Source organism: Paenibacillus donghaensis, from assembly GCF_002192415.1.
Classification (GTDB): domain Bacteria; phylum Bacillota; class Bacilli; order Paenibacillales; family Paenibacillaceae; genus Paenibacillus_AQ; species Paenibacillus_AQ donghaensis.
This window is the reverse complement of sequence record NZ_CP021780.1, coordinates 3,672,897-3,698,156: the sequence shown is the minus strand read 5'-3', so window position 1 is coordinate 3,698,156 and position 25,260 is coordinate 3,672,897. Positions and strand designations below refer to the sequence as shown.

At 51.5% G+C, this 25,260-nt stretch carries 29 protein-coding genes; all 29 read left to right on the top strand.

The genetic code is table 11. The features are described 5' to 3' along the window. The first annotated feature begins 37 nt into the window (after positions 1–37). The 29 genes from B9T62_RS16465 to rpsB all read left to right on the top strand — a co-directional run bounded on the left by B9T62_RS16465 (position 38) and on the right by rpsB (position 25,023). Positions 38–1,549, top strand: coding sequence for a flagellar hook-length control protein FliK (locus B9T62_RS16465; RefSeq protein ID WP_157793861.1), 1,512 nt, complete (start codon positions 38–40; stop codon positions 1,547–1,549). 25 nt (positions 1,550–1,574) lie between these two features. Next, the gene (locus B9T62_RS16460; RefSeq protein WP_087920296.1) at positions 1,575–2,060 is read left to right on the top strand and encodes a flagellar hook capping FlgD N-terminal domain-containing protein; all 486 of its coding nucleotides are present in this window, start codon (positions 1,575–1,577) and stop codon (positions 2,058–2,060) included. Then, on the top strand, positions 2,057–2,443 hold the full coding sequence (locus tag B9T62_RS16455; protein ID WP_087916257.1) for a TIGR02530 family flagellar biosynthesis protein: 387 nt from the start codon (positions 2,057–2,059) through the stop codon (positions 2,441–2,443). Before B9T62_RS16460 ends, B9T62_RS16455 begins: the two co-directional genes overlap by 4 nt. 116 nt (positions 2,444–2,559) lie before the next feature. Then, positions 2,560–3,378, top strand: a complete 819-nt coding sequence (gene flgG / locus B9T62_RS16450) for a flagellar basal body rod protein FlgG (protein ID WP_087916256.1) — start codon at positions 2,560–2,562, stop codon at positions 3,376–3,378. Between the two features lie 76 nt (positions 3,379–3,454). Next, positions 3,455–3,679 (top strand): flagellar FlbD family protein, encoded by a 225-nt coding sequence (locus tag B9T62_RS16445; RefSeq protein ID WP_087916255.1) that lies wholly within the window; start codon positions 3,455–3,457, stop codon positions 3,677–3,679. Continuing rightward, on the top strand, positions 3,676–4,143 hold the full coding sequence (locus tag B9T62_RS16440) for a flagellar basal body-associated FliL family protein (RefSeq protein WP_087916254.1): 468 nt from the start codon (positions 3,676–3,678) through the stop codon (positions 4,141–4,143). The genes B9T62_RS16445 and B9T62_RS16440 overlap by 4 nt, the downstream gene beginning before the upstream one ends. A 39-nt stretch (positions 4,144–4,182) precedes the next feature. Then, complete coding sequence (gene fliM / locus B9T62_RS16435) at positions 4,183–5,181, top strand: flagellar motor switch protein FliM (protein ID WP_087916253.1); 999 nt, start codon at positions 4,183–4,185, stop codon at positions 5,179–5,181. After that, positions 5,171–6,484, top strand: coding sequence for a flagellar motor switch phosphatase FliY (gene fliY / locus B9T62_RS16430; protein ID WP_087916252.1), 1,314 nt, complete (start codon positions 5,171–5,173; stop codon positions 6,482–6,484). Before fliM ends, fliY begins: the two co-directional genes overlap by 11 nt. A gap of 26 nt (positions 6,485–6,510) precedes the next feature. Continuing rightward, a complete protein-coding gene (locus tag B9T62_RS16425; protein ID WP_019910416.1) occupies positions 6,511–6,876 on the top strand; it encodes a response regulator in 366 nt (121 codons plus the stop codon). 9 nt (positions 6,877–6,885) lie between these two features. Further along, on the top strand, positions 6,886–7,419 hold the full coding sequence (locus B9T62_RS16420) for a flagellar biosynthetic protein FliO (protein ID WP_087916251.1): 534 nt from the start codon (positions 6,886–6,888) through the stop codon (positions 7,417–7,419). After that, positions 7,416–8,180 (top strand): flagellar type III secretion system pore protein FliP, encoded by a 765-nt coding sequence (fliP, locus tag B9T62_RS16415; protein WP_087916250.1) that lies wholly within the window; start codon positions 7,416–7,418, stop codon positions 8,178–8,180. Before B9T62_RS16420 ends, fliP begins: the two co-directional genes overlap by 4 nt. Positions 8,181–8,200: 20 nt before the next feature. Continuing rightward, complete coding sequence (fliQ, locus tag B9T62_RS16410; protein ID WP_087916249.1) at positions 8,201–8,470, top strand: flagellar biosynthesis protein FliQ; 270 nt, start codon at positions 8,201–8,203, stop codon at positions 8,468–8,470. A 9-nt stretch (positions 8,471–8,479) separates the two neighbouring features. Further along, positions 8,480–9,265, top strand: coding sequence for a flagellar biosynthetic protein FliR (gene fliR, locus B9T62_RS16405; protein WP_087916248.1), 786 nt, complete (start codon positions 8,480–8,482; stop codon positions 9,263–9,265). Between the two features lie 21 nt (positions 9,266–9,286). Next, the gene (gene flhB / locus B9T62_RS16400; protein WP_087916247.1) at positions 9,287–10,381 is read left to right on the top strand and encodes a flagellar biosynthesis protein FlhB; all 1,095 of its coding nucleotides are present in this window, start codon (positions 9,287–9,289) and stop codon (positions 10,379–10,381) included. A 20-nt stretch (positions 10,382–10,401) separates the two neighbouring features. Beyond that, positions 10,402–12,435, top strand: coding sequence for a flagellar biosynthesis protein FlhA (gene flhA, locus B9T62_RS16395; protein ID WP_087916246.1), 2,034 nt, complete (start codon positions 10,402–10,404; stop codon positions 12,433–12,435). Next, positions 12,432–13,823, top strand: a complete 1,392-nt coding sequence (gene flhF / locus B9T62_RS16390) for a flagellar biosynthesis GTPase FlhF (RefSeq protein WP_087916245.1) — start codon at positions 12,432–12,434, stop codon at positions 13,821–13,823. Before flhA ends, flhF begins: the two co-directional genes overlap by 4 nt. Next, a complete protein-coding gene (locus B9T62_RS16385; protein ID WP_087916244.1) occupies positions 13,820–14,701 on the top strand; it encodes a MinD/ParA family protein in 882 nt (293 codons plus the stop codon). Before flhF ends, B9T62_RS16385 begins: the two co-directional genes overlap by 4 nt. A gap of 37 nt (positions 14,702–14,738) precedes the next feature. After that, entirely contained in the window at positions 14,739–16,085 is a 1,347-nt protein-coding gene (locus B9T62_RS16380) for a protein-glutamate methylesterase/protein-glutamine glutaminase (RefSeq protein WP_087916243.1), read from the top strand. Between the two features lie 34 nt (positions 16,086–16,119). Then, a complete protein-coding gene (locus B9T62_RS16375; protein ID WP_087916242.1) occupies positions 16,120–18,192 on the top strand; it encodes a chemotaxis protein CheA in 2,073 nt (690 codons plus the stop codon). Between the two features lie 27 nt (positions 18,193–18,219). Next, complete coding sequence (locus B9T62_RS16370) at positions 18,220–18,681, top strand: chemotaxis protein CheW (RefSeq protein WP_087916241.1); 462 nt, start codon at positions 18,220–18,222, stop codon at positions 18,679–18,681. 36 nt (positions 18,682–18,717) lie between these two features. Continuing rightward, the gene (locus tag B9T62_RS16365) at positions 18,718–19,311 is read left to right on the top strand and encodes a chemotaxis protein CheC (RefSeq protein WP_425436691.1); all 594 of its coding nucleotides are present in this window, start codon (positions 18,718–18,720) and stop codon (positions 19,309–19,311) included. Continuing rightward, positions 19,304–19,801, top strand: a complete 498-nt coding sequence (locus B9T62_RS16360) for a chemotaxis protein CheD (protein ID WP_087916239.1) — start codon at positions 19,304–19,306, stop codon at positions 19,799–19,801. Before B9T62_RS16365 ends, B9T62_RS16360 begins: the two co-directional genes overlap by 8 nt. 2 nt (positions 19,802–19,803) lie before the next feature. Further along, positions 19,804–20,220 (top strand): hypothetical protein, encoded by a 417-nt coding sequence (locus B9T62_RS16355; RefSeq protein ID WP_245864475.1) that lies wholly within the window; start codon positions 19,804–19,806, stop codon positions 20,218–20,220. 101 nt (positions 20,221–20,321) lie between these two features. Continuing rightward, the gene (locus tag B9T62_RS16350) at positions 20,322–21,110 is read left to right on the top strand and encodes a FliA/WhiG family RNA polymerase sigma factor (protein WP_087916237.1); all 789 of its coding nucleotides are present in this window, start codon (positions 20,322–20,324) and stop codon (positions 21,108–21,110) included. A 30-nt stretch (positions 21,111–21,140) separates the two neighbouring features. Further along, positions 21,141–22,544 carry a flagellar assembly protein A gene (locus tag B9T62_RS16345; RefSeq protein ID WP_087916236.1) on the top strand — a complete coding sequence of 468 codons (1,404 nt, stop codon included), beginning with the start codon at positions 21,141–21,143 and terminating at the stop codon, positions 22,542–22,544. Positions 22,545–22,595: 51 nt separating this feature from the next. Beyond that, positions 22,596–22,907, top strand: a complete 312-nt coding sequence (locus B9T62_RS16340) for a hypothetical protein (RefSeq protein WP_087916235.1) — start codon at positions 22,596–22,598, stop codon at positions 22,905–22,907. Positions 22,908–22,951: 44 nt separating this feature from the next. Next, complete coding sequence (locus B9T62_RS16335) at positions 22,952–23,530, top strand: hypothetical protein (RefSeq protein WP_087916234.1); 579 nt, start codon at positions 22,952–22,954, stop codon at positions 23,528–23,530. Further along, positions 23,527–24,159, top strand: coding sequence for an endolytic transglycosylase MltG (locus B9T62_RS16330; protein ID WP_087916233.1), 633 nt, complete (start codon positions 23,527–23,529; stop codon positions 24,157–24,159). The genes B9T62_RS16335 and B9T62_RS16330 overlap by 4 nt, the downstream gene beginning before the upstream one ends. 162 nt (positions 24,160–24,321) lie before the next feature. After that, positions 24,322–25,023, top strand: a complete 702-nt coding sequence (gene rpsB, locus B9T62_RS16325) for a 30S ribosomal protein S2 (RefSeq protein ID WP_087916232.1) — start codon at positions 24,322–24,324, stop codon at positions 25,021–25,023. Positions 25,024–25,260 lie beyond the last annotated feature (237 nt).

The following is a 25,260-nucleotide window of genomic DNA, read 5'->3' as shown; positions in this document are numbered from 1 at the left end:
AGCAATGAGATTGCATTTGAAGGGAGGTGAAAAAAATATGAGTTTAGTCGTTCAATCGTTTACGGGCGGCACGGTTCTGCCTTCGGGTTCTGCTTCTCCTGTAACCGCAGGTACAGTAGCGACAGCAGCTGGCGCTCTGGCGGCCGCAAACGGAACAACTGCTTCCACATTGCCTTTTGCCCAGACGTTGACCCAAACCATGGGTGGCGCAGCAGCAGCTGTTGCCACAGTGCCGCTGACTGCTGATCTTGTATCCTTACTGCAGGGTCTTCTACATACCGTGCAGAACACAGGTGAAGAAACAGCTGACAAGGCAACTGCCGACAGTTCAGTGCTGGACGAGCTTACCGTGAAGCTGGAGCAGCTGGATGAAGCCATCAGCAGTGATCCGGCGATTCTGGCCGCCTTGCAGAGCTGGCTGCTACAGGTGACGAGCTTGTTATCCTCAGGCAGCACTCCTACGGAGACTGAGAGTTCCGGTGCCGCGCCAACCTTGTCACCACTGGCAGAGAATCCGGAAACGTTGCGTTTCGCTGTTCAGGACGAGCTGCACAGTCTGGCAACCCTGATCCAGACAGCTGGACAGGAAGGGAAGACCGATGTAGTTGAACAGGGCATTCGGTTGTTGAATCAGTTCTCCATCTTGCTGGAGCAGAGTCTTCCGGCAGAAGCCACTATCAAGACATCGCAGCCTCAGATGGCGGCTAGTCCGGCCGTAATGGCCGAGCAGTCATTGATGGTGCCTGCCAAACCGAAAGATCAGGCCGCACCTGTCCACACGACCAGATTTGCCCAAGTGCCTGTAGTTACTAATGCAACTGCAGCAGCTCCGGTAGATGCGGCGGTAGTGAGCACCAGTGCTGAAACAGAACTTCAGGTCAGTACAGCTGCCAAAGCAGGAATGGCTTTGGAAGGTCTGAAGGTCACTGAAACCAGCCTAGAAGCGGTGCCAGAGGCTACAACAGGAGCACAGGAACATGAAGTTGTTACTGCAGGCCAGTTATCGCTGCGGGGTGGAATAACGGCTCCCATGAAGGCAGAGGCTCCACAGGTTCCCGTTCAGCAATTCGCTCAGGAGATGACCGGGTTTATAACAGGCAAGCTTGAAATCGTCCGCCAAGGCGGGTTGGCTGAAGCAACGATCTCTTTGTTTCCGGAGAATCTCGGCCAAGTCGATGTGAAGATCACCATGCAGAATGGACATCTGATTGCCCAATTTGTCACCGAGCATGCAGCTGCGAAGGATATGCTGGATCAGCAGATGAATCAGCTGAGGGCAGCACTGGTGTCTCAGGGTCTGCAGGTCGAGAAGCTTGAGGTAACCCAGAACAACACGCCGCTGCAATCACAGTCCGGTCAAGATGGACGCCAGGCGGGAGCAGGTGCTGGCCAACAGCAGTCGCAATCCGATCGACGCTCCAAAGAGCGGGGTGAAGAGGCAGGAGATGCTGTGCTGGCTGCAGAGCTGAATGGCGAATGGAGAGATTGGGTATCCGGTGCCGGTCAGGAGCATGGCAATGATGGAGGAACCTTCTCCGCCAAAGCTTAAGTGTTTAGAAAGCGAGGTGAATAACATGGCAGAAACGAATGCAGTCAATAATTCCAGTTCAGCGAACACAGCGAATTCAATCAAGAAGACGGTAGGCGGCTCAGTAATGGGCAAGGATCAGTTTCTGAAGATCCTGATTACCCAATTGCAGCATCAGGACCCCATGCAGCCTATGGAGGACAAGGAGTTCATCGCTCAGATGGCGCAGTTTACTTCTCTGGAACAGCTGATGAATATCTCTACCCAGCTGACGGCTATGAACCAGTCGCTTGGTAACGTATCCGGTCTTATCGGCAAGGAGATTACCTGGAATGACGCCAAAACAAAGTTGCCCGTTACAGGAACAGTCGAATCGATTGTAGTCTCCAGCGGTATTCAATATGCAGTTGTGGGTGCAGCACGAATCGCAATCACTGATATTACCGAAATTCAAAATGCAACCCCCAAGAATGAAGCTGATTTAATTCCAGCAACTTCAGGAGAAGGCGGGGAGAGCGGAGGAACCACATGAGCGACAGGCTTACTATAGGCCAGATGTACCCGGCTCCTGTTCATTCTTCGGCACTACAGCGCACGCCGCTGTCCAAGTCGCAGGCTGCGGCTCCCGAAGCAACCTTTGAAAGTGTTCTGCAGAAGAATCTGCTTAAGTTCAGCAATCATGCTGCGAAACGTCTGGAACAAAGAGGAATTGAGCTTGGAAGCTCCCAACTGGCTGAGATTTCGTCCGCTGTGGACAAAGCGGCAGCCAAAGGCAGCAAGGAATCCTTAATTCTAATGAAAGACATGGCTCTGATCGTTAGTGTGCAGAACCGCACCGTGGTCACAGCGATGGATGGAAGCTCCATGAAAGACAATGTGTTCACACAAATTGACAGTGCCGTTATCATCTCATAATCCGGCTGGTCCTAACGGAAAGCCGCGGTGACCGCCGACCGACTGACGCGGTCCCACACTTCACCTTATCTTATTCATGAGCCCTTGCAGGCTCTATACCCGGGAGGACAATAATAATGATCAGATCTATGTACTCAGGTGTTTCAGGAATGCGCGGGTTCCAGACCAAGCTTGACGTTATCGGCAATAACATTGCCAATGTCAACACCATCGGCTTCAAATCAGGACGCGTAATGTTCAAGGATATTATGAGCCAGACGGTATCCGGTGTTTCCGCACCAGGCGAAGACGGCCAGGGCGGAGTTAACGCCAAGCAGATCGGTCTCGGCGTAAGTATCTCGTCTATCGATACACTGCATCTAAACGGAAGTGCGATGACTACCAATGTGCCAACCGACTTGCGTATCGACGGTGATGGTTTCTTCCTGGTCAATCTCGGAGACGATCAGGAGGTGCCTTTCCTGACACGTGCCGGGAATTTCACTGTGGATGCCAACGGCAGCCTGTTGACGGTTGATGGCATGCGTGTTCTAGATACCGGAAATGCTCCGATTGTTCTGGATCCGGAAGCTACGGCCTACTCTATCTCCAAAGACGGGTTCATTATTCAGACCATGCCAGATGGAACTACAACAGCCGATTTACAGATTGGGATTGCCAAAATCAGCAATCCGCAAGGTTTGGAGAAAATCGGCGGGAATCTGTACCGGATGACTTTGAATGCCAATCCGGAGGGTACTTTTGAAACGGTTGTGGCCAACAGTGCTGAAGCAGGCACCGGAGCCATCATCGCCGGCGAACTGGAAATGTCCAATGTCGATCTGACCGGTGAATTCACCGAGATGATCGTGGCGCAGCGCGGCTTCCAGGCCAACTCCCGGATTATCACCACTTCGGATGAAGTGCTGCAGGAAGTTGTTAACCTGAAGCGTTAATCTAAATTTCACTGAATAAACTGATCAAGTCGTGGGGGAGACATCCTCCCCCCCATTTTTTGTTAGGAGGCCTGTAATGATCTCGGTAACCCGTTTAAATGGTACACCTATGTGGCTAAACGCACTGCTAGTAGAAATGGTAGAAGAAAGTCCGGACACGTATATTACGCTCGTAACCGGAAAAAGGCTGATTGTACTGGAAAAAGCCGATGAGGTCATTCTTAAGATCCGGGACTACAACAGGGACATAGGCAACCATGCTGCGACCATCAAAATTCAATCAATGGAGGAGCTAACATGAAGAAGATGCTGCCGTGGCTCATTACGATTATCCTTGCCATTTCTCTAATAGCAGTAGCCGGAATTTTATTGATGGGCAAATTTTTTCCGGGTGACGCCGACCCCGTAAATGCTGCCGTGCAGAATGTGGAGGCTAATCACCTGAGCGCCGATCAGATTGTCGAGCTTACAGCCGAAATTACTGACATCAAAACTAATCTTGCCGATCCCGATTATATCGTTCAAATAAATTTTGCGTTCCAGCTGAATTCCGTGGAATCTAAAGAAGCCTTTGAGAAAATAAAGGATATCAAAATCAAGCCGATTATTATCAAAACACTCGCCGATTCAACCCCGGAAGAGCTTGACGGTGCCAAGGGGAAAGATCAGCTTAGCAGCAAGCTGGTGAATCTGATCAACAAAACCTTGACCGAGGGCCAGCTGACCCTGATTGATGTAACCTATTTTATTAAGACTGGGATTTAGCTTGCCGGTGTGTATATTCTTTGCCAGGGGGGTGATTGAATGGTTGATGTACTATCACAAAACGAAATTGATGCATTGCTTGCTGCACTTTCATCCGGTGAAATGGATGCCGACGAACTAAAGAAAGAAGAAACACAGAAAAAGATCCGCTCTTACGACTTCAAACGGGCCGTGCGTTTCTCGAAAGACCATATCCGCAGTCTCACGCGGATTCATGACAACTTTGCCCGCTATCTTACTACGTACTTTTCGGCCCAATTGCGAACCTTTGTGCAGATCAATGTCGTTCAGGTAGAGCAGCTCCCTTATGATGAGTTTATCCGCTCCATTCCTAAAATGACGATACTGAATATTTTTGAAGCTGAGCCGCTGGAAGGCCGAATGGTGATGGAGGTTCATCCGAATATTGCTTTCGCCATGCTGGATCGGCTGCTGGGAGGGTTCGGAATTGCACCGTCGAAGATTACTTCCCTGACTGAAATTGAAACGACCATCATGGAACGGATATTCAGCAGGTGCTTCGAGAGCCTTCAGGAGGCCTGGAAGACGATTCTGGACATCCATCCGCGGATGGAGGCGCTGGAGACCAATCCGCAATTTATGCAGATTGTATCTCCCAATGAAACGATCGCCTTGATCTCCTTAAGCACCAAGATAGGGGATACGACAGGAATGATTAATCTGTGCATACCCCATGTCGTGCTTGAGCCGATTATGTCCAGATTGTCCGTCCATCAGTGGTTTGTATCCGAGAAAAAAACACGCGACGAAGGCGAGCTTGCGGCCATCAAAGCCAGGGTACATAAGGCCCAGCTTCCTATAGTGGCTGAGCTGGGTGAATCAAGGTTGTCCATTTCCGAGTTCCTGGGACTCAGCATCGGAGACGTAATCTCCCTGAACAAAAATGTGGATTCCGGGCTGTCCATCAAAGTGGGGAACAAGCTTAAATTTATCGGAAGTCCAGGGATGGTTAAGGAACGTGTAGCGGTGCAGATCGACGAGATTGTCAGTGAAGGAGTTGAAGAATTTGACGAGTAAGGATTATTTATCGCAAGAGGAAATTGACGCCCTCCTCAGACAATCGGCTGAAGGGACGATGGCAGTCCCTGAGAAGACGGTCGACGATTATCTGACCCCTTTTGAACAGGATGCATTGGGCGAAATTGGCAATATTACGTTCGGAAGCGCAGCAACAGCACTCTCAACACTGCTGGGCAAAAAAGTGGATATCACTACCCCACAGGTCTCCATCATCACACGCGGAGAGTTCGAAGAAGCATTCCCAAGGCCCCATGTCGCTGTTCATGTGCAATATGTGGACGGATTCCAGGGCATCAATTCCCTGGTGATCAAGATCAGGGATGCCCAGGTGATAGCCGATCTGATGCTCGGCGGTGAAGGTGACCCGAAGGATGAGGAACTAAACGAAATTCACATCAGTGCGGTGCAGGAAGCCATGAATCAGATGATGGGCTCCTCTGCCACCTCGATGTCAACCATATTCAACCGGTTTGTCAATATCTCCCCTCCGGGGATCGATATATTGAATATGTCCAGTGGAGAAGGCGTAGGCAGCCTGCCGGATGATGAGACGCTGATCCGGATTTCCTTCCGGCTGAAGATCGGCGATCTGATAGATTCTACCATTATGCAGCTGCTGCCGGTGCAATTCGCCAAGGATATGGTGACGATGCTGATTGGGGATGTCAGCATCGCTGATCAGGAAGCGGCTGTCTCTTCTACAGACACAGCAACCAAGCCTGCGGCTGCACCTGCTCCCGCCGCACCGCCGGTGCAGCAAGCACCTCCGGCTCAGCCTGAAGCTGGCATGCCGCCGCAGTATCCACCGCAAGGGATGCCTCCCTATCCGGGAATGCCGGAAGGTGGCTATTATTATCCACCGGCAGGAGTGCCCGCCTATGGTATGCCAGGCATGCCACCTTATGGAATGCCGCCGCAGATGCCTTATGGACAGCCGCAGCCGCCGCAATCCATGCCGAATCCCGCGCCAAACCGCAATGTAAATGTGCAACCGGTGCAATTCGCCACCCTGGGCGGTGGAGCTTTTGCAAACATTGATGAAAATAATTTAAATTTATTGATGGACATACCACTGAGAGTAACCGTAGAATTAGGAAGGACCCAGAAGCAGATCAAAGATATTTTAGAAATGTCCCAAGGCTCGATTATCGAATTGGACAAGCTGGCGGGTGAGCCGGTAGACATTTTAGTTAACAACAAGCTCATTGCCAAGGGGGAAGTCGTAGTTATCGACGAAAACTTCGGAGTTCGCGTTACGGATATCGTCAGCCAGTGGGACCGAATTCAAAAACTACAATAAGCATACTTAGGGAGGATTTTGTAAAAATGGCTAATCGAATTCTAATCGTGGACGATGCAGCATTTATGAGAATGATGATCCGTGACATTTTGTCAAAAAACGGATTTGAAGTAGTGGGTGAAGCCCAGGACGGTTCTCAGGCTATAGAGAAATTTAAGGAGTTGCGTCCGGACCTGATTACGATGGATATCACCATGCCTGAAATGGACGGTATTGCCGCCCTTAAAGAAATCAAAAAGGTGGATGCCAACGCCAAAGTCATCATGTGTTCCGCCATGGGCCAGCAGGCTATGGTTATCGATGCCATTCAAGCGGGTGCCAAAGACTTTATCGTGAAGCCTTTCCAGGCTGACCGTGTAATTGAAGCCATCAACAAAACACTGGGTGTGTAAACAAACTTCATGCTCTTCAATTCGCAGCCACAGCCGCTCGGAACAGGTAATACCCTGCTGAATCTGTTTAACGTTATTCTTGTTCTGGCGGTAATTATTGTTCTTATTGTACTGCTGATCCGTTTTCTGGGACGCCGCAACCAGACCTTTATGAGCGGGCGTTCCATACGGACGCTTGGCGCGGTGGGTCTTGGACCCAACAAGTCGATGCAGGTGATCGAAATCGGCAACAGCCTCTATCTGATCGGAGTGGGCGAGAATATTACCCTCCTGGACAAAATTACGGACCAGGCTGAGGTAGATCAGATTATCACCTCTTTTGAGGAGCAATCCTCAGGGCAGAAGAACCCTCTCCTGCCGCTTATTTCCAAGATTAAGAATAAGCTGCGGGGGGAGGTGCCCTCGCAGGAAATCGACCTTAGCGAGAACCCGTCCTTCTATGAGACGCTGCAATCCAAGCTTGCCAATGCGCCAGAGCGCAAAGAGAAGCTCGAGGAGCTGCTTCGGGATGAGGACCCTGAGGGAGAGTCGAGGAAGTTATGAGAAAAAAGCTGATTCTTGCGTTTCTGCTGGTGCTGATGTCCAGTATTGTCTGGATGCATCCGATCCATGCTGATCCTATACCAAACATCAATATTCAGGTTGGCAATGAAGACGCGGCCAGCGGCGGTACCAGTTCGATCTCCATTCTGCTTCTGGTAACGGTTCTGAGCATTGCTCCGGCGTTTCTGGTTCTAATGACCAGCTTCACCCGGATTGTGATTGTGCTTGGATTCGTTCGAACCTCGCTAGGTACGCAGCAAATGCCTCCGAACCAGGTGCTGGTGGGGCTGGCGCTGTTCCTGACCTTGTTCATCATGTCACCGACGCTTGCGACTGTGAATGAAACGGCACTGCAGCCATACATCAAGGGAACAATTACCCAGAGTGAGGCGCTGGACAAGGCAGCTGCGCCCATGAAGGAATTTATGTTCAAACAGACCAACACCAAAGATTTGCTGCTGTTTATGAATTATACGGGTTATACCGGGTCTGCAAGACCGGATACTTATAATGATATTCCGCTGACGGTTATGGTGCCGGCTTTTGCGATTGGAGAAATGAAAAAAGCATTTATTATGGGTTTTCTTATTTTCATTCCGTTTCTGATCATTGATATTGTAGTGGCAAGCACACTGATGGCTATGGGGATGATGATGTTGCCTCCGGTCATGATTTCGTTGCCCTTCAAAATTATGCTCTTCGTACTGGTGGACGGCTGGTACCTGGTTATAAAATCACTGCTAATGAGCTTTAACACCTGACGATAGAGGAGGCATGAGGAATGAGTACGGAGTTTATTATTGGTCTGGCAGGCCAAGCCGTATATTTAGTGCTGGAGACGAGCGCTCCCATGCTGATTCTTGGTCTGGTGGTAGGGCTGATCATCAGTATTTTTCAAGCGACAACGCAGATTCAGGAGCAGACCCTGGCGTTTGTTCCCAAAATCGTAGCCGTATTGCTGGCCTTGTTGTTGTTCGGTCCGTGGATTATGACGAAGCTGGTCGACTTCACCAGTCAAATTTTGGGCAATCTTTATATGTACATCGGTTAGATTATGGAAATGGAGACATGGTTGCAAAGTTTCCCCGTCTTTCTGCTGATTTTTTGTCGAATTTCCGCTTTTTTTGTTGTAGTGCCTGTCTTTTCTTCTCAAGGGGTGCCGGCAACCTTCAAGATCGGAATATCGTTTTTTGTCGCAATGGTTGTGTATAGCGCCAGCGGGACAGGCCTTACGGTGCCACAGGATCTGAGTTATATTCTGTTGGTCGCAAGAGAGGTGCTTATTGGGCTGCTGCTCGGTTTTATCGGTTATCTCATGTTTATGGCCATTCAGACCGCCGGGTCGTTTATTGATATTCAGATCGGATTCGGGATTGCCAACGTGATTGATCCGATGACCGGAGCCTCCTCGCCGATTCTTGGCAACTTCAAGTATATAATCGCTTTGCTGATGTTTCTCAGTATTAACGGCCATCACCATCTATTAAACGCAATTGTCTATAGTTATAACTGGATTCCTATGAATAATGATGTATTCCTGAATATGATAGATGGAAGTCTGTCAGAGTTCCTTGTCCGGAGCTTTGCCCAGTCTTTTATCCTGGCTTTTCAGATGTCTGCTCCTCTGGTTACCGCCTTATTCCTCACAGACGTGGGGCTGGCGTTTCTGGCAAGAACGGCACCGCAATACAATGTATTTGTTATCGGGGTTCCGTTGAAGATCATTGTAGGTCTGGGCTTGCTGCTGATAGTGATGCCGGGAATGGCCGTGCTGTTTCAGAATCTGTTCGACATCATGTTCGAATCCATGCAGAATCTGCTGAACCTGATGGGCAAAAGCCCCTAAGGGCTGTAAGGAGAGAGAGTTATGCCTAAGAGGAAACGTTACCGACTGGATCTTCAACTCTTCTCGGGTGAAAAGACGGAGAAAGCCACGCCAAAGAAACGGGAGGACGCGCGCAAAAAAGGCCAGGTGGCCAAAAGCGCAGAGTTGTCCGGTGCAGTGGTCCTATTATCGGCCATGCTAAGCCTGTCCATGTTTGGCGGTTATATGAAGGAACGCTTCATGACACTTTATACCGATGTATTTCGCAACCGCATGATGCTGGAGATTACGCCTGAGAATGTGCTGCAGCTGTTTAATCAGTATGGCCTGCAGATTCTTATGCTGCTTGCTCCGCTGCTAGGCATCACATTCATCATGGCACTGGTATCGAGTATGGCTCAAGTGGGCTTTATGACTACGGGCGAAGGGATCACACCCAAATTCGACAAGATCAATCCGATTAAAGGCTTCAAGAATATTTTCTCCATGCGTTCGTTTGTAGAGTTCCTGAAATCAATTTTTAAGCTGGTTCTGATTTCTTATTTGGTCTATAGCACGCTTTGGGGAGAGAAGAACAGTTTTGTTTCCCTGTCGCACGTCAGTGCGGAGGGGATTTTTAATTTCGCTGCCCGGTTGACCATGAGTCTTGGAATCAAGATTGGAGCGGCTTTGCTGATTATGGCTTTGCTGGATTATATGTACCAGAAGTACGAGCATGAGAAGAACCTCAAGATGTCTAAGCAGGACATCAAGGATGAGTATAAGAAGATGGAAGGCGACCCGCTGATTAAAGGCAAAATCCGCGAGCGTCAACGCAGGATGGCGATGCAGCGTATGATGCAGGAGGTTCCGAAGGCGGATGTGATTATCACCAACCCGACACATTTCGCGGTTGCGCTGAAATATGACGGCAGCCAGATGGAAGCCCCGCAGATTATAGCGAAAGGTCAGGATTATGTGGCACTGCGCATCCGTGAGCTGGCCAAAGAGAATGGCATTGTAACTATGGAAAATAAGCCGCTGGCACGGGCATTGTTTCAGAGGGCCGAGATTGGGGACGTTGTACCCGCGGACCTGTTTCAGGCTGTTGCCGAAGTGCTGGCCTATGTATATAAGCTTAAAGGCAAGAAGAGATAGGGCGGGGGAGGTATAGGACATTGAAAGTGAAAGATCTAACAGTACTGCTTGGCATCATCGGTATCGTGCTTATGATGATTCTGCCAATCCCGGTATGGCTTTTGGACGTTCTGTTGATTATTAATATATCTATTGCACTGATGATTATACTGGTAGCGATGAATACCAAGGAAGCACTGGAATTCTCGATATTCCCTTCCCTGCTGCTGATTACGACCCTGTTCCGTCTTGCGCTGAACATCTCAACCACCAAACTGATTCTCAAAGATGGAGAAGCCGGTGAAGTGGTGGCCACCTTCGGCAGCTGGATTGCAGGCGGACAGATCGCCATTGGATTCATCGTCTTTCTGATTCTGGTAGTTGTGCAGTTTATAGTAATCACCAAAGGGTCTGAACGTGTCGCTGAGGTAGGTGCAAGATTTACACTGGATGCGATGCCCGGCAAGCAGATGAGTATTGACGCTGATTTGAATGCAGGACTGATCAATGAAACACAGGCACGTGAGCGCCGGCTTAAGATTGAGCGCGAAGCGGACTTCTACGGCTCCATGGACGGAGCCAGCAAATTCGTCAAGGGTGATGCGATTGCCAGTATTATTATCCTCTTGATCAACTTGATCGGCGGATTTATTATCGGGATGACGATTCATGGTATGCCATTTGCCGAGGCGTTGTCGACTTACTCCGTATTGACAATCGGGGATGGACTGGTCAGCCAGATACCCGCCTTGCTGATTTCCACTGCCGCCGGTTTGATCGTTACCCGGGCTTCTTCTGATGGTAATCTTGCCGAGGATTTGACCAAACAGCTGATGTCCTATCCGAAACTGCTGTATATCGTAGCTGCAACCATTGCTTTCCTGGGATTGTTTACCCCGATTCATCTCACCACTACGCTTCCACTGGCCGCCCTGCTGGGGTTTGCCGCTTACCGGATGGGAGAAAATATTAACCGCAAACAGATTGCTGAGGAACAACTGGTGGAGGAGAAACAGATTGAAGAGGTGCGCAGTCCGGAAAGTGTAATTAATCTGCTCTCTGTTGATCCGATCGAATTTGAATTTGGTTATGGGCTGATTCCGCTGGCCGATACCGGACAAGGCGGCGATCTGCTCGACAGAATTATCATGATTCGACGGCAATGTGCCCTTGAGATGGGACTTGTAGTGCCTGTTATTCGCATTCGCGACAATATTCAACTAAAACCGAATGAATATGTCATCAAAATTAAAGGAAATAACGTCGGCGGCGGTGAATTATTACTTAATCACTATCTGGCCATGAGTCCCGGTTATGATGATGAATCCATTCATGGCATAGAGACGGTGGAGCCGTCCTTTGGACTTCCCGCGCTCTGGATTGATGAATCTGTCAAGGAACGCGCCGAGTTATCCGGTTATACGGTGGTTGATCCGCCTTCCGTGGTGGCAACACATCTGACGGAACTGATCAAACGCCATGGGCATGAACTGATTGGACGTCAGGAAACCAAGATGCTGGTCGACAACCTGCGCGAGAATTACTCCGTTCTTGTCGACGAGCTAATTCCTTCGGTGCTGGCGATCGGGGATGTCCAGAAGGTGCTCGCGAAGCTGCTGAGGGAGAAGATATCCATCCGCGATCTGGTAACGATCTTCGAAACGCTGGCCGATTACGGCAGCTATACCAAAGATCCCGACATCCTGACCGAATATGTCCGCCAGTCGTTGTCCCGTCAGATTACACAGCAGTTCTCCCAGGCGGGAGAGACGCTGCGGGTCATAACCGTTGGGCCGAATCTGGAGAAAAAAATCTCGGAAAGTGTTCAACAGTCCGAGCAGGGGACTTATCTTGCGCTTGACCCGGTATCCACACAGACCGTATATCAGCGGCTTACCGAGCAGATCAACCGCCTGATTCAATCCGGGCAGCAGCCGATTGTGCTGACTTCTCCGACGATCCGCATGTATCTGCGGCAGGTCATTGAACGTACGATGCAGGATATTCCGGTACTGTCCTACAGTGAGCTGGAACCAAATATTGAAATTCAAAGCGTTGGAGTGGTGAACTTATGAGAGTGAAGCGTTACGTGGTCGATACGATGCCTGACGCGATGCATTCCATCCGCAGCGAGCTGGGAAGCGATGCCGTTATTCTCAGTACCAAAGAAATCCGGACCGGCGGGTTCATGGGCATGTTTAAAAAGCGAAAGATCGAAGTTGTCGCTGCTGTAGAAACCGAACCCAAACAAGTTATGCCTGAGAAGGCGGCTGTGCCTGTGCAGAGTATACCCCGCAGCGCCGCACCGCAGGCCTATCGTCAAGCGGCCGCTGCTGCAACAGCCGAGAAGCCGGAAGCAGCCAGACCGGCTGAAGCTGGCCGTACCTATGCGGAGGTGGCAGCAGCCAGAGCCGAAGACCATAGGCAGCAAGGGGCGGTAGCTGTCCTTGCGGAGCCCGCAGCTGATGGGCAATCCGAGAGTTCACGTGAGCGGAAACCGAAGCTGAATCAGGAAACTATGGCTTCGATGTCAGCGCTTTACGAATCGCTGGGACTTGACCAGCCGCCGGCAGCAGCTCCGGAGCAGGAGAACGATGTACTCCGCGAGATCCGGGATATGAAGCACTGGATGGAACGGATTGCAAGGCAGGCCTCCGGGGCCAGGGAGCTTCCCGAAAGGTTGGAGCTTCTTAAGGAGCGGTTATTGGAACAGGAAACCGACACCGTGCTGGTTGAGGAATGGATTGGCAACGTGTTTGATGCATGGGATGAGGAAGGCCGCATCTGGCCGGCAGAACGGTTTGAGACGGTGCTGGCGGAGCAGCTGGAGAAATTCTTGTCCGGCCGGGTAGCTCATGGCATCGCGCCCGATACGCGGATTGTATATATTGCCGGCCCCACAGGAGTAGGCAAGACTACAACTATCGCCAAGCTTGCTGCCGAACAGCTCTTTAAGCAAGGCCGCAAGGTCGGGATGATCACCTCGGACACCTACCGGATATCCGCAGTGGAGCAGCTGCGTACCTACGCCGCTATACTCAACATTCCGCTGGAGGTTGTCCAGTCACCCGGAGATCTCCAGCGGGCGCTGTTCCGGCTGGAGAGCTGTGACCTGGTGCTGATGGATACCGCCGGACGAAATTACCGCAATGAGCTGCTGGTCGCGGAGCTGCAGAGCCTGCTGGCCAAAGAGCTGCGGAGTGAAACCTTCCTGGTGCTCAGTATGACCTCCAAGAGCCGCGACATGAAGCTGATTGCCGAGCATTTCGGAAGATACCAGCTCGACAAGGTGATTTTCACCAAGCTTGATGAGACAGGCAGCTACGGGCCGCTGTTCAATGTGTTAAATGATTTCCCGCTTACCTTATCCTACATGACCAATGGACAGAATGTTCCCGATGACTTGCTGGCAGCTTCAGGGCAGCAGTTGACCGGCATGCTGCTGGGGACGGGTGGCGAGTGATGGACCAGGCACAATCCTTGAGACAGCTTGTATCCAGCAAGGACCTGAAGCCTGCAGCAGGCGGTGAGGCCACCGCGCGGATTATTACGGTATGCAGCGGGAAGGGCGGTGTAGGCAAGTCAAACTTCACGCTTAACTTCGCCCTGGCGCTCAAGGCAATGGGCAAGCGAGTGCTGCTGTTCGATGCCGATATCGGAATGGCCAACATCGATGTGTTGATGGGGGTGACCGCGAAATACAATCTGTATCATCTGCTCAAGAGGGAGGCCGATATTGGCCAGATTATCCAGCTTGGTCCGAACTCGCTGCAATATATAGCAGGAGGCTCAGGGATGGATGAGCTGTTCTCGCTCACGGATAGCGATCTGGAATACTTCACGGATCAGATTGCGCTTATGGCCGACAAGATGGATTATATTCTCTTTGACACAGGAGCGGGCTTGTCCAAGGAAACGATGAAGTTCATCACATCAGCGGATGATTGTCTGGTAGTTACAACGCCTGAGCCAACAGCCATCACCGATGCTTATGCACTGATGAAGGTTGTGCACAACTCCTATCCCGAAACTGCCTTCAGGCTGATTGTCAACCAAGCGGGCGATGAACGCGAGGCCACAATGACCAGCGACAAAATCCGCATGGCAGCCCGGCGTTTCCTGCAGCTGGAGGTCTCATTTCTGGGATATATCAGCTCCGATCCGCATGTGGTCCAGGCCGTCAAACGGCAAACTCCTTTCTCGCTGCTCTTCCCGAACAGCTCCGCCGCCAAGGATGTGCAGCGGCTGGCCGTTCGGTATATAAACAGCGGGGATGCTCAAGCGGCGAAGCCACAGGGCATCAAAGGATTCATCAACAAGTGGCTAAGACGGAATAAATAATGGAGCAAAAGATTCGGGAAACAGAGGTGGAAATGATATGAAGCCATATAAAGTTTTAGTTGTTGATGATTCTGCATTTATGCGCAAGATCATTTCCGATTTAATAGAACAGGATCAGAATTTTCAGGTGACGGCCACCGCCGCGAATGGCCGCGAGGCACTGGACAAAGTAAATCGGTTGTCCCCCGATCTGGTAACCATGGACGTGGAGATGCCGGAAATGAATGGGCTTGAAGCACTCAAGATCCTGATGGCCGAGCATCCGCTGCCGGTAATTATGGTGTCTGGCATCAATGAAGAAGGCATGAAAGAAACGATCCTGGCGCTGGAGTGGGGGGCATTCGACTTCATTCGCAAGCCTTCAATCTCAAGCTCACAGGATATTACGGCAGTTGGAGAGTCACTCCGGGAGCAGATGAATGAAGCTATGCTGGCCCGCCAGCAGCGGGAAGCAAGAGCCTCCGCGCTCAAGGCGCCGCCGGTGCAGGAGACAGCCCATCCGCCTGCTGCACAGGCAAAGGGCAGTGCTTCTTCTCCCGGTACCAGTAGAAGCGGGCCCGGAATGTCCCCGGCTGCCTCAGGGCTGCCTGCACGCGGCAAGCCGGAATTGCGGCAGTTGCCAGAACGCAAGGTGCTGCCGGAAGGCAAGACAACCCAGCAGCCGGAAGTTGCCCGCAAGCCGCTGAAGCCAGCAGCCGAGCCGGTCAAGCCCCGGGCCTCCAAGGAGACCCGGAAGGCAGCGGCTCAGCCGCCGGCAGCACCGTCGCAGCCGCAGGCACCAGCCGCAGCCAGCCGCCGAGCCGGCGGTCTGAGCAAGCTGGTTGCCGTTGGCTGCTCAACAGGCGGACCGCGGGCGCTTAAGGCGCTGCTGGAGAATATTCCGGCGGATTTCCCGGCGCCGGTAGTCATTGTGCAGCATATGCCGCCCAATTTCACCAAATCGCTGGCCCAGCGCCTGAATACGTTCAGCCCGCTGGAAGTGGCGGAAGCCGAGCAGGGCATGATCCTGCGGCAAGGCGCCGCCTATATAGCGCCGGGAGGCTTCCATATTGAGGTAGTCCCAGCCACGGGCGGACAATATGCCCTTGCGCTGACTAAAGAAGAGGCACGCAACGGCCACCGTCCGTCGGTGGACGTGCTGTTCGAATCGCTGATTCCACTCACTGCTCTGGAGCGCCACGCCGTCATCATGACGGGAATGGGCAGTGATGGAGCGAGGATGATGAAGGCTCTATACGACTCGGGCGTAACTTCCACTTTTGCCGAGAGTGAAGAGACCTGTGTCGTCTACGGCATGCCGCGTTCCGCAGTGGAGCTGCAGTGTGTCAAATATATCCTGCCGTTGCAAGAAATTGCTCCAAGGCTGGTGCAAGCCGTTAAATAACGGAAAAGCGAACTCGAAGGGGAGGTGCTCGTTAGTGGACATGAACCAATATTTATCCATGTTTATTGATGAGTCAAATGATCATCTGCAGTCACTGAATGAAAGTATGATGGGACTGGAAGCAAATCCTGAGGATCTGAGCATCGTACAGGTAATCTTTCGCTCCGCCCATACACTTAAGGGTATGGCAGCTACAATGGGCTTTGAGGATTTGGCATCACTTACGCATCAGATGGAGAACGTGCTCGATCTGGTCCGCAACAACAAGCTGAAGATGCAGGATTTCATTTTTGACACGCTGTTCAAAAGCTTGGATGCGCTGGAGTCCATGGTAGAGAATATTACCGCTGGCGGGGAAGGCAAGGCTGACGTATCAGAGATTGTAGCCTCGCTCCAGGCGATTGTTCGCGGTGAAGTTCCTAGTGCCAGCGGAGCAGCTCCAGCGGCAAGCGCTGCTGCCCCTGCAACCGAAACCTCCATGGCGCTGGATGAATTCCAGTTCTCCGTACTGGAGCAGTCCATCCAGGAAGGCCACCAGGTCATGTATGTTGACGTTTCGATTCGTAAGGATTGTCAACTCAAAGCAGTGCGCGCATATATGGTGTTTGATTTGCTGGAGCGTTCCGGTGAAGTGGTCAAATCCTTTCCTTCGGTTCAGGACATAGAGCAGGAGAAATTTGATTATGGCTTCTCGCTCTATTACATAACCCAGAAGGCGGCGCCGGAGATTCAGGCGATGATTCTCAATCTTTCAGAGATTGAGAATGTGACGGCGGTAGCGCTTGACCAGGAATCCCTGCGCCAGCTTGGACAGGATACGGCCGCAGCCGAGACGGCAGCTACAGCAGCACCGGCCGAGTCTGCACCGGCAACTGCTGCTCCTGCGGCAACAGCGAACGTTTCGGCTGCCCGTGAGGAGGGCGCCAGAACTGCGCCGGTCAAAACCGGCGGAGCGCCTTCACGGACCATCCGGGTGGATATTGAACGTCTGGATGTGCTGATGAACCTGTTCAGCGAGCTGTTGATCGACCGGGTGCGGCTGGAACAGCTGGCTTCGGAGGTTCAGAACGGCGATCTGACTGAAACGGTTGAGCACATGGGCCGTGTCAGCGGTGACCTGCAGAATATTGTCATGAAGCTGCGCATGGTTCCTGTGGATACCGTATTTAACCGGTTTCCCCGCATGGTGCGCGATTTGGCCAAGTCTCTGGACAAGAAGGTGGACCTGATCGTTACCGGCGCGGAAACCGAGCTTGACCGCACCGTTATTGATGAGATTGGCGATCCGCTGGTGCATTTGCTGCGCAACGCAGTGGACCATGGGATTGAATCGATTGCCGACCGGGTCGCTGCCGGCAAGTCGGAGACCGGTACCGTACACCTGCGGGCGTTCCACAGCGGCAATCATGTGTTCATTGAGATTGAAGAGGACGGCACAGGCATTTATCCGCAGAAGGTGTTGAAATCGGCAATCAAAAAAGGCATCCTAACCGAGGAACAGGCCGCAGGCATGTCTGATGATGAAGCCTACCAAATGCTGTTTGCTCCGGGCTTCAGCACTGCCGAGGTTATCTCCGATGTATCGGGACGCGGTGTCGGGCTGGATGTGGTCAAATCGAAGATCTCTTCGCTCGGCGGCAACGTCACGATCTATTCCACCCCGGGCAAAGGCACCAACTTCTCGGTACAGCTTCCACTCACCCTGTCGATCATTGCCGCTATGCTGATCCGGCTTGGCTCCGAGAAATACGCGATTCCGCTGTCTTCGATTGTCGAGACCGGAATTGTGCAGCAGTCCAAGATTCGTACCATTCACGGCAACCGGATGGTGGAGTTCCGCAACACCCATATCCCGCTGGTTTCCCTCAGCAAGCTGTTCTCTGTGGCTGACTTTGATGAAAGCACCGAAGAGGAAACAGAGATTGTGGTGGTCCGCAAGGGCGAGCGTCTGGTTGCAATGGCTGTTCAGGATTTCATTGGACAGAATGAGATTGTTATTAAGAATTTGGGCAAATATTTGCCTGAGATCCAGGGGATTTCGGGGGCTACCATTCTCGGAGACGGGCAGGTTGCACTCATCATTGATCCGAACGCTTTCATTAAATAACTAGGATAGAACAAGGAGGTTCATTCCATGGCTGAAGAGATTAAAGTGATCGTGTTTAAATTAGGCACAGAGGAATACGGAATCGAAGTGGAAAAGGTGCAGACGATCGAGCGCATGATGCCGATTACCCGTGTTCCCAAGACCTACGCTTTCATAAAAGGTGTAATCAACTTACGCGGTGTCGTTATTCCGGTAATTGATCTGCGCGGCCGCTTTGGCATCGAAGAGGCCGAGTATACCGACCAGACCCGCATCATTATTGTCTCGGTTAACGAGATCGAAGCCGGATTTATCGTGGACTCGGCGAATGATGTAATTGATCTGGACAGAGATTCCATCGACACACCTCCGGATGTGGTAGGCGGCATCCGAGCGAAGTATCTGGACGGGGTGGCCAAAATCGGAGATGACCGTCTGCTGATCATGCTCAACTTGTCCGAGGTGCTCAATAAGAGCGAAATCGTGCAGTTGGAAAGTTTAGAGGGCTAACCCGTGGAGCTGTTCAAGCATTTTAAGGATTTTAAAATGGATGTGCTGAAGGAGATCGGCAATATTGGAGCCGGCAACGCTGCCACCGCGTTGTCCCAGCTCTTGAATAAGCCTATCGACATGGCCGTTCCCAAGGTACAGCTACTGAACTTCGAGGAAATTACAGATAAGGTCGGCGGTGCGGAGGAACTGGTGTATGCAGTGTTTCTGCGCGTCGAAGGCGATGCTCCAGGCAATCTTTTCTTTATCCTTTCACCTGAAGCGGCCAAGAACCTGCTGAGCCGAATTGCCGGAATCGATGTAGGAGTTTCCGAAGAGCTTAGTGAGATGGAGTTGTCCGCACTCAGCGAAATCGGCAATATTCTGGCCGGCTCCTATCTGTCTTCCCTGGCGGATTTCACCTCCTTGACGATGTACCCTACGGTCCCGGCGCTGGCTATGGATATGGCAGGGGCGATTTTGGGATATGGACTGCTGCAATTTGGCCAGATGGGGGATGACGCCCTGTTGATTGATACCACCTTCCTGGAGGGAAACAACGAAATAGAAGGGCAATTTTTCCTCATTCCCGATCCGGAATCATTCCCGAAGATATTCAAATCGCTGGGAGTTCCTTTCGATAATGATTGAAGAACAAAGCATTATTAAAGTGGGAATGGCAGATCTGAATGTAGGAAGCCAGGTGAGCCTGATCCGTACCACTGGGCTTGGCTCCTGTGTAGGGTTGACGTTATTCGATCCGGGCAAGAAGCTGGCGGGTATGGCGCATGTTATGCTGCCCTCCTCTGATATTGCCCGTGAAGGACAACTGAATATCGCAAAATTTGCCGATACTGCTGTGCCTGAGCTTTTGAACAGATTGCTTGCGCTTGGCGCGATTCGCAGCCGGATCGTGGCCAAGATGGCAGGGGGATCACAAATGTTTGCTTTTGCCGGAGGAAGCGACACCATGAGGATCGGGCCTCGGAATGTGGAATCCTGCAAGCTTGCCCTGGAGATGTTAAGAATTCCTCTGATTGCTGAAGACACCGGCGGCAACTACGGCCGTACGATTGAAATCGCCTGTAGCACAGGAGTCTTGTTTATCCGCAGTGTGCAAAAAGGCTCAAAGGAATTATAATTATGATAGGTAACCTGCTGATCAATGTGTTGTCCGGATGTATCGGCTTCTTATTCACTTTTTTTGTGACATATAGCAACAATTTACTGATGACTAGCTTGACACGTGGTGTTTTTGCCTTTATCGTGTGGTTTCTGCTTGCATTTCTGCTAAGATGGGTATTGGGTTCTATCCTCCAACCATCCGCACCGCCCGAGGAAGCCGGTTTGGACCAAGACTCCGCAGCGGATGCGCTTGGCGGCCAGCTGGATGTCAGGGCACCTGATGAAGACGAGGAACTGCTAAACCTGCTTAAGCAAAAGCCGGGACCGGAAGAACCGGCAGCAGAGGATTTCAAGCCACTGCAGCCTCCCAAGCTGGTATCCATGAAAGATCCTGAAGAATTGGCCAAGGCCGTTCGTCACCTGAAAGAAGAATAAGCGAGTGCTGAGGCGAAAAGCCGGTTATCCTACCCCCAAGGTAGGGGAGCTCTTCGCCGTAAGACGTATCGCTGACAAAACTTTGGGAAGGGTGAAAGCTATTGAACGAGCGTAAAGCTTCTCAACCGGAAACAGACAGGTTATGGGAACAGTGGAAAGAGCAAGGTGATCCCGAAGCCAAAAAGAAGCTGATTGAAAGTTATCTCCATATTGTAGATTATGTATCAAGCCGTCTGGCTGTAGGTTTGCCCAAAAATGTATCGAAGGATGATCTGGCCAGCAACGGCATTATGGGTCTGATCGACGCCATGGAGAAATTTGATTACAAGCGGGGACTGCAATTTCAGACCTACGCTTCCTGGCGGGTGCGCGGTGCGATTCTGGATTCCTTGCGCCAGAGTGACTGGGTACCCCGATCGGTGCGTGAGAAGGCCAAGAAGATCGAAGATGCCTACCAGCAGCTGGAACAGAAATATCTGCGTTCTGTCAGCGACGAGGAAATGAGTAAATATTTGAATATCAGCGAACCGGAGTTTCAAAATATGCTGCAAGATGTGGCGGTAATGTCACTATGCTCATTGGAAGACCCCATCCGAGAAGAAGAATCCGAAACCCGGATGTCCATACTGGTGGACGATAAAGCCAAGAATCCGGACCGCAAAGTCAATGAGTTCTATTTACGCGATATGCTGACCAAAGGCATTGAGAAACTAACGGTGAAAGAACGGACCGTAGTGTCCCTTTTATATTATGAGGATTTATCTTTAAGCGAAATTGCGGAGGTCATGTCGTTGTCGCCTTCACGCATCTCGCAGCTTCATTCCAAGGCCATTTTGCGGCTGAGGGGAACATTGGAGAAAAACCGTGATCTCCTTATGCAAAACGATTAACCGGGCGGCGGTGACTAAGGGGGGCATAACATGATCGGTCATTATGCTTTGAATCAATACATGAAAGTTTCTTTTTCGGAGGACAAGGAGATCGCTTACCTTCAGTTCTCCAAGAAAGAAGAGGGATTCGCCTGTACGGCTGAAGACCTGGAGAGCTTCCTGCGCAGTCATAACATTGTTCTTGGTATCCAGAATGATATGGTGCGGCGTATCTGCAGCAATCCTGAGGAATATTTTGCGAGCAGAGTACCTATTGCAATTGGAGAGCCTGCGGTGAACGGCACAGATGGACGAATGGTTTTTGCCATGGATTTGGGCGAAGACCGCAAGCCGCTGGAGAAGGCGGATGGTAAAGTTGATTATAAGGACCTGGTACGGCTCCACAATGTAATCAGAGGACAGCTGATTGCCCAGATTATTCCTCCCCAGCCCGGCAAGCCGGGTAAGACGGTAACCGGTGAACCGCTGGCCTTCAAGCCAGGTAAAGAAGCCCGTTTCAAAATCGGCAAAAATGTATTGATCGACAACGAGGAAACCTCCATGTATGCGGCAATCGACGGTCTGGTTACGCTTACCGAGAAGGGGAAGATCAACGTCTTTCCGGTTTATGAAGTGAACGGAGATGTGGACTACAGCACGGGCAATATCGATTTTGTGGGCACGGTTGTCATCCGCGGCAATGTGCTTACCGGATTCACGGTCAAATCTGCCGGAGATATCCGTGTAGTCGGCGGTGTGGAAGGTGCAGAGCTGATTTCCGGCGGGTCGATCGAGATTACGGGCGGAATCATCGGATATAATAAAGGGCTGGTCCGTGCTGCCCAGAATGTGAAGGTGTCATTCATTCAGGACGGCAATGTGACTTCCGGCGAAGATGTCGTTGTATCCCAGAGCATCATGCATTCGAACATCCGTGCAGGCAGAGATGTCATATGTAACGGAGCCAAAGGTCTGATTGTCGGCGGAACCATCCAGGCAGGCGAACGGGTCATAGCCCGCACCATTGGCAACTCCATGTCCACGACTACAGTAATCGAAGTCGGTGTGGTACCGGAGCTGAGAAATGAGATCAATGACCTGCGCCAGCAGCTGCGTCAGCTGCTGGACAATGAGGACAAGACCTCCAAGGCGCTGTACCTGCTTAATCAGCTGGCGAACAATGGACAGCTCTCGCCTGATAAGGTTGCGCTGCGCGTGAAGCTTAATGCTACCAAGCAGTCGCATATGCGCGAAGAGAAGCGGATCAAGGAACGTGTGCTGGAAATTGAAAGAATGCTTGAGGACACGGGCAGAGCCAGAGTAGAAGTGATAAAGACGATTTACGGCGGCTCCAAAATAGTAATTGGCCGTTATACCAGGTTTGTCAAGGACCCGACAGAACGCGTCCGATTTATCTACAGCGAAGGCGACATATCTTTGGTGCCATACAATTAATAAGGCGGGCAGCGCTAGCAGCCGGCCATTACTTGTGAGAAGAGGGATATTATGAGCCTGAAACCGGTAGAGCTGCAGATTGCCTTGCCCCGCACTACAGAGGCCGGCAAGGTGCAGAATGAAATCCAGCAGCGGCCGCTTATTGACCAGCAGCAGCTGGCCGGTCAGAATGTGAAGACGAGCCAGGAGCAGGCACAGCGCAGCTCCGGTGTGGATGAATCTGCTGAAGGCGCTCTGCGTGAGGATGGCGGTCGCGGCAATCACCAGGGAGGACATTCTTCCGGGGAGAGGCGGCAGCAGCAGGAGAATATTGCTCCTGCCGAGCACCCCTACAAAGGCAAACGTATTGACCTTAGCCTGTAGGACATGCCTCTGCTGGCTAATTGACAGTAAAGGAGACAAGGAACTTGCAACCATGGGTATATATTGTGCTGGTCGGCGCAGCGGCTATTCTGTATGCGCTGACTCTTCCGGCACGTGCCAAGGAAGGGAAGGCGCAAATACAGAATCTGAAAGAGACAGAAGCTGCGCTTGAGCTGTACATGGCTGACATAGAGCGTGAGAATGATGAGCTTGTGCAGCTGGTTGGCAGCATCAAGCAGCAGACCCAGTCCAATCAGAACGGGATGCAGGAGCAGATCAATGAGCTGAAGAAACAGCTGGCAGAGCTGCAGACCGGTTCGGTTCAGCTGGCCTCCCGCGTTTCCGCTGAGGAGAAAGGGCTCGGCGAGCTTGCCGCAGCGTTCGAACGAATAATCGCAAATGCAGCAACGTCCTCTGTAGTCACCAAGCCTGCAGAAGCAATGAAGGAGGAGCCGCCTGCTGCTCCCGCCAAACCTGTCAGTTCCATCAAACTGCGTTATCCACGGCTGTTTGAACTGCATGAGCAGGGCAAATCGATAGATTCGATTGCCAAGACGGCTGGTCTGCAGCGGGGTGAAGTCCAGCTGATTCTGCAACTGGCCAAACAGGAGGAGACGGGATGATGAAGAACCGTTCGTTTCTGTTTGGGCTTGGAACAGGGCTGATATTGGGTGCGCTGCTGCTCCAGCTGATGATTTCAGGAGGAGCTGCTCCGTTGTCCAGGGAGCAGCTTGCTCAGGAGGCTGCCAAGCTTGGACTGACCGTCAGCGAAGCAGGTGCTTCGCCTTCACCTTCGCCGGAGGACAGCGTAGCGACTCCTCAGCCTGTCGATGCAGCGGCTGAGGCTTCTCCACCCCCTGCCGCGCCGTCAGCACCGGCTGAGGCCGCCTCTCCTTCCCCGGCGGCGTCCCCGGGCACTGCGGCCGATCCGCAGGCGGCCTCTACACCTGTGGCGCCCTCAGCGGCTGCTGCTGCAGAGGCTAAGCCGCCTGCTGTAAGCCCTGCGCCTTCTGCTGCTGCTCCAGCAACACCTGCGGCAAGCGGGGTCATCTCCGTCCGCATCCCGAGCGGAGCCAACCTCAGCAAAACCGCTAATCTGCTGAGCGCCGCCGGTGTGGTTAAGGATAGGGAACAGTTCCTTGCCGCCGCCAATAAGCGGAAGATAAATAAGGTGATCCAGTACGGCACTTACAGCTTCAAAGAGGATGAAAGCTTTGATTCTATCATTGATCAGCTGATTACGGTGAAGTAGGCATTGCATCCCATGAATGAATATGATATAGTAATTGACGGTGTTATAACACACGCCGGTTGATTTCTCGCAAGGGGTGCTTTCTTCTGAAGAAAGTCTTGCAGGAAGATGACGCATGGCGGAGGAGACACACAATAAACCAAAATTAGGAGGTGTGTGAAGATGGCAGTAATCTCCATGAAACAGCTTCTAGAAGCTGGGGTACACTTCGGTCACCAGACTCGTCGTTGGAACCCAAAGATGGATCGTTATATCTTCACTGAAAGAAACGGAATTTACATTATTGACCTGCAGAAAACGGTCAAGAAGGTAGAAGAAGCTTACAACTTTGTAAAAAGCGTCGCTGGCGACAACGGCACAATCCTATTCGTAGGAACAAAGAAACAGGCTCAGGATTCCGTGAAAGAAGAAGCTGAACGTTCGGGAATGTTCTTCATTAACCAACGTTGGCTCGGGGGTACTCTTACCAACTTCTCCACTATTCAGAAGCGTATTGATCGCCTGAAGAAACTGGAAGCTTGGGAAGAAGACGGTACCTTTGCAGTATTGCCTAAGAAAGAAGTTATCCTTCTCCGCAAAGAGAAAGATCGTCTTGAGAAATTCCTGGGCGGCATCAAGAACATGAAAGGTCTGCCAAGCGCGCTGTTCATCATTGACCCGCGTAAAGAGCGCATCGCTGTTGCGGAAGCTCGCAAATTGGGTATTCCTATCGTGGCTATCGTTGATACCAACTGTGATCCAGACGAAATCGACTATGTGATTCCGGGCAACGACGACGCTATCCGCGCCGTGAAATTGTTGACTGGCAAGATGGCTGACGCTGTTGTAGAAGCCCACCAGGGCGAAGACACAACTACAGCTTAAGCATAGTATTTCATTGAACTAAACAAGAACTTAAATCAAAAGGGTGGTTGGCAGGTGGATAACCTCTCACTGCCCTTTTTTTAAAGTATAAGAGGTTATAAGTTTTACCTCATAATTTATCCTTCTACTTCTTGCAGAAACGGATACCTGAAAGCGATACGTAGTATCGCTGCTTCGGAAGCATACGATTTATAGAGGGCGACGAAGCCGCTTCTACTTGGGATAATAGAGCTTGAA

Coding starts and splice junctions, on each gene's coding strand:
- B9T62_RS16465 (WP_157793861.1), top strand. CDS start 38: ATGAGTTTAGTCGTTCAATCGTTTACGGGCGGCACGGTTCTGCCTTCG.
- B9T62_RS16460 (WP_087920296.1), top strand. CDS start 1,575: ATGGCAGAAACGAATGCAGTCAATAATTCCAGTTCAGCGAACACAGCG.
- B9T62_RS16455 (WP_087916257.1), top strand. CDS start 2,057: ATGAGCGACAGGCTTACTATAGGCCAGATGTACCCGGCTCCTGTTCAT.
- flgG (WP_087916256.1), top strand. CDS start 2,560: ATGATCAGATCTATGTACTCAGGTGTTTCAGGAATGCGCGGGTTCCAG.
- B9T62_RS16445 (WP_087916255.1), top strand. CDS start 3,455: ATGATCTCGGTAACCCGTTTAAATGGTACACCTATGTGGCTAAACGCA.
- B9T62_RS16440 (WP_087916254.1), top strand. CDS start 3,676: ATGAAGAAGATGCTGCCGTGGCTCATTACGATTATCCTTGCCATTTCT.
- fliM (WP_087916253.1), top strand. CDS start 4,183: ATGGTTGATGTACTATCACAAAACGAAATTGATGCATTGCTTGCTGCA.
- B9T62_RS16425 (WP_019910416.1), top strand. CDS start 6,511: ATGGCTAATCGAATTCTAATCGTGGACGATGCAGCATTTATGAGAATG.
- B9T62_RS16420 (WP_087916251.1), top strand. CDS start 6,886: ATGCTCTTCAATTCGCAGCCACAGCCGCTCGGAACAGGTAATACCCTG.
- fliP (WP_087916250.1), top strand. CDS start 7,416: ATGAGAAAAAAGCTGATTCTTGCGTTTCTGCTGGTGCTGATGTCCAGT.
- fliQ (WP_087916249.1), top strand. CDS start 8,201: ATGAGTACGGAGTTTATTATTGGTCTGGCAGGCCAAGCCGTATATTTA.
- fliR (WP_087916248.1), top strand. CDS start 8,480: ATGGAGACATGGTTGCAAAGTTTCCCCGTCTTTCTGCTGATTTTTTGT.
- flhB (WP_087916247.1), top strand. CDS start 9,287: ATGCCTAAGAGGAAACGTTACCGACTGGATCTTCAACTCTTCTCGGGT.
- flhF (WP_087916245.1), top strand. CDS start 12,432: ATGAGAGTGAAGCGTTACGTGGTCGATACGATGCCTGACGCGATGCAT.
- B9T62_RS16380 (WP_087916243.1), top strand. CDS start 14,739: ATGAAGCCATATAAAGTTTTAGTTGTTGATGATTCTGCATTTATGCGC.
- B9T62_RS16370 (WP_087916241.1), top strand. CDS start 18,220: ATGGCTGAAGAGATTAAAGTGATCGTGTTTAAATTAGGCACAGAGGAA.
- B9T62_RS16365 (WP_425436691.1), top strand. CDS start 18,718: ATGGATGTGCTGAAGGAGATCGGCAATATTGGAGCCGGCAACGCTGCC.
- B9T62_RS16360 (WP_087916239.1), top strand. CDS start 19,304: ATGATTGAAGAACAAAGCATTATTAAAGTGGGAATGGCAGATCTGAAT.
- B9T62_RS16355 (WP_245864475.1), top strand. CDS start 19,804: ATGATAGGTAACCTGCTGATCAATGTGTTGTCCGGATGTATCGGCTTC.
- B9T62_RS16345 (WP_087916236.1), top strand. CDS start 21,141: ATGATCGGTCATTATGCTTTGAATCAATACATGAAAGTTTCTTTTTCG.
- B9T62_RS16340 (WP_087916235.1), top strand. CDS start 22,596: ATGAGCCTGAAACCGGTAGAGCTGCAGATTGCCTTGCCCCGCACTACA.
- B9T62_RS16330 (WP_087916233.1), top strand. CDS start 23,527: ATGATGAAGAACCGTTCGTTTCTGTTTGGGCTTGGAACAGGGCTGATA.
- rpsB (WP_087916232.1), top strand. CDS start 24,322: ATGGCAGTAATCTCCATGAAACAGCTTCTAGAAGCTGGGGTACACTTC.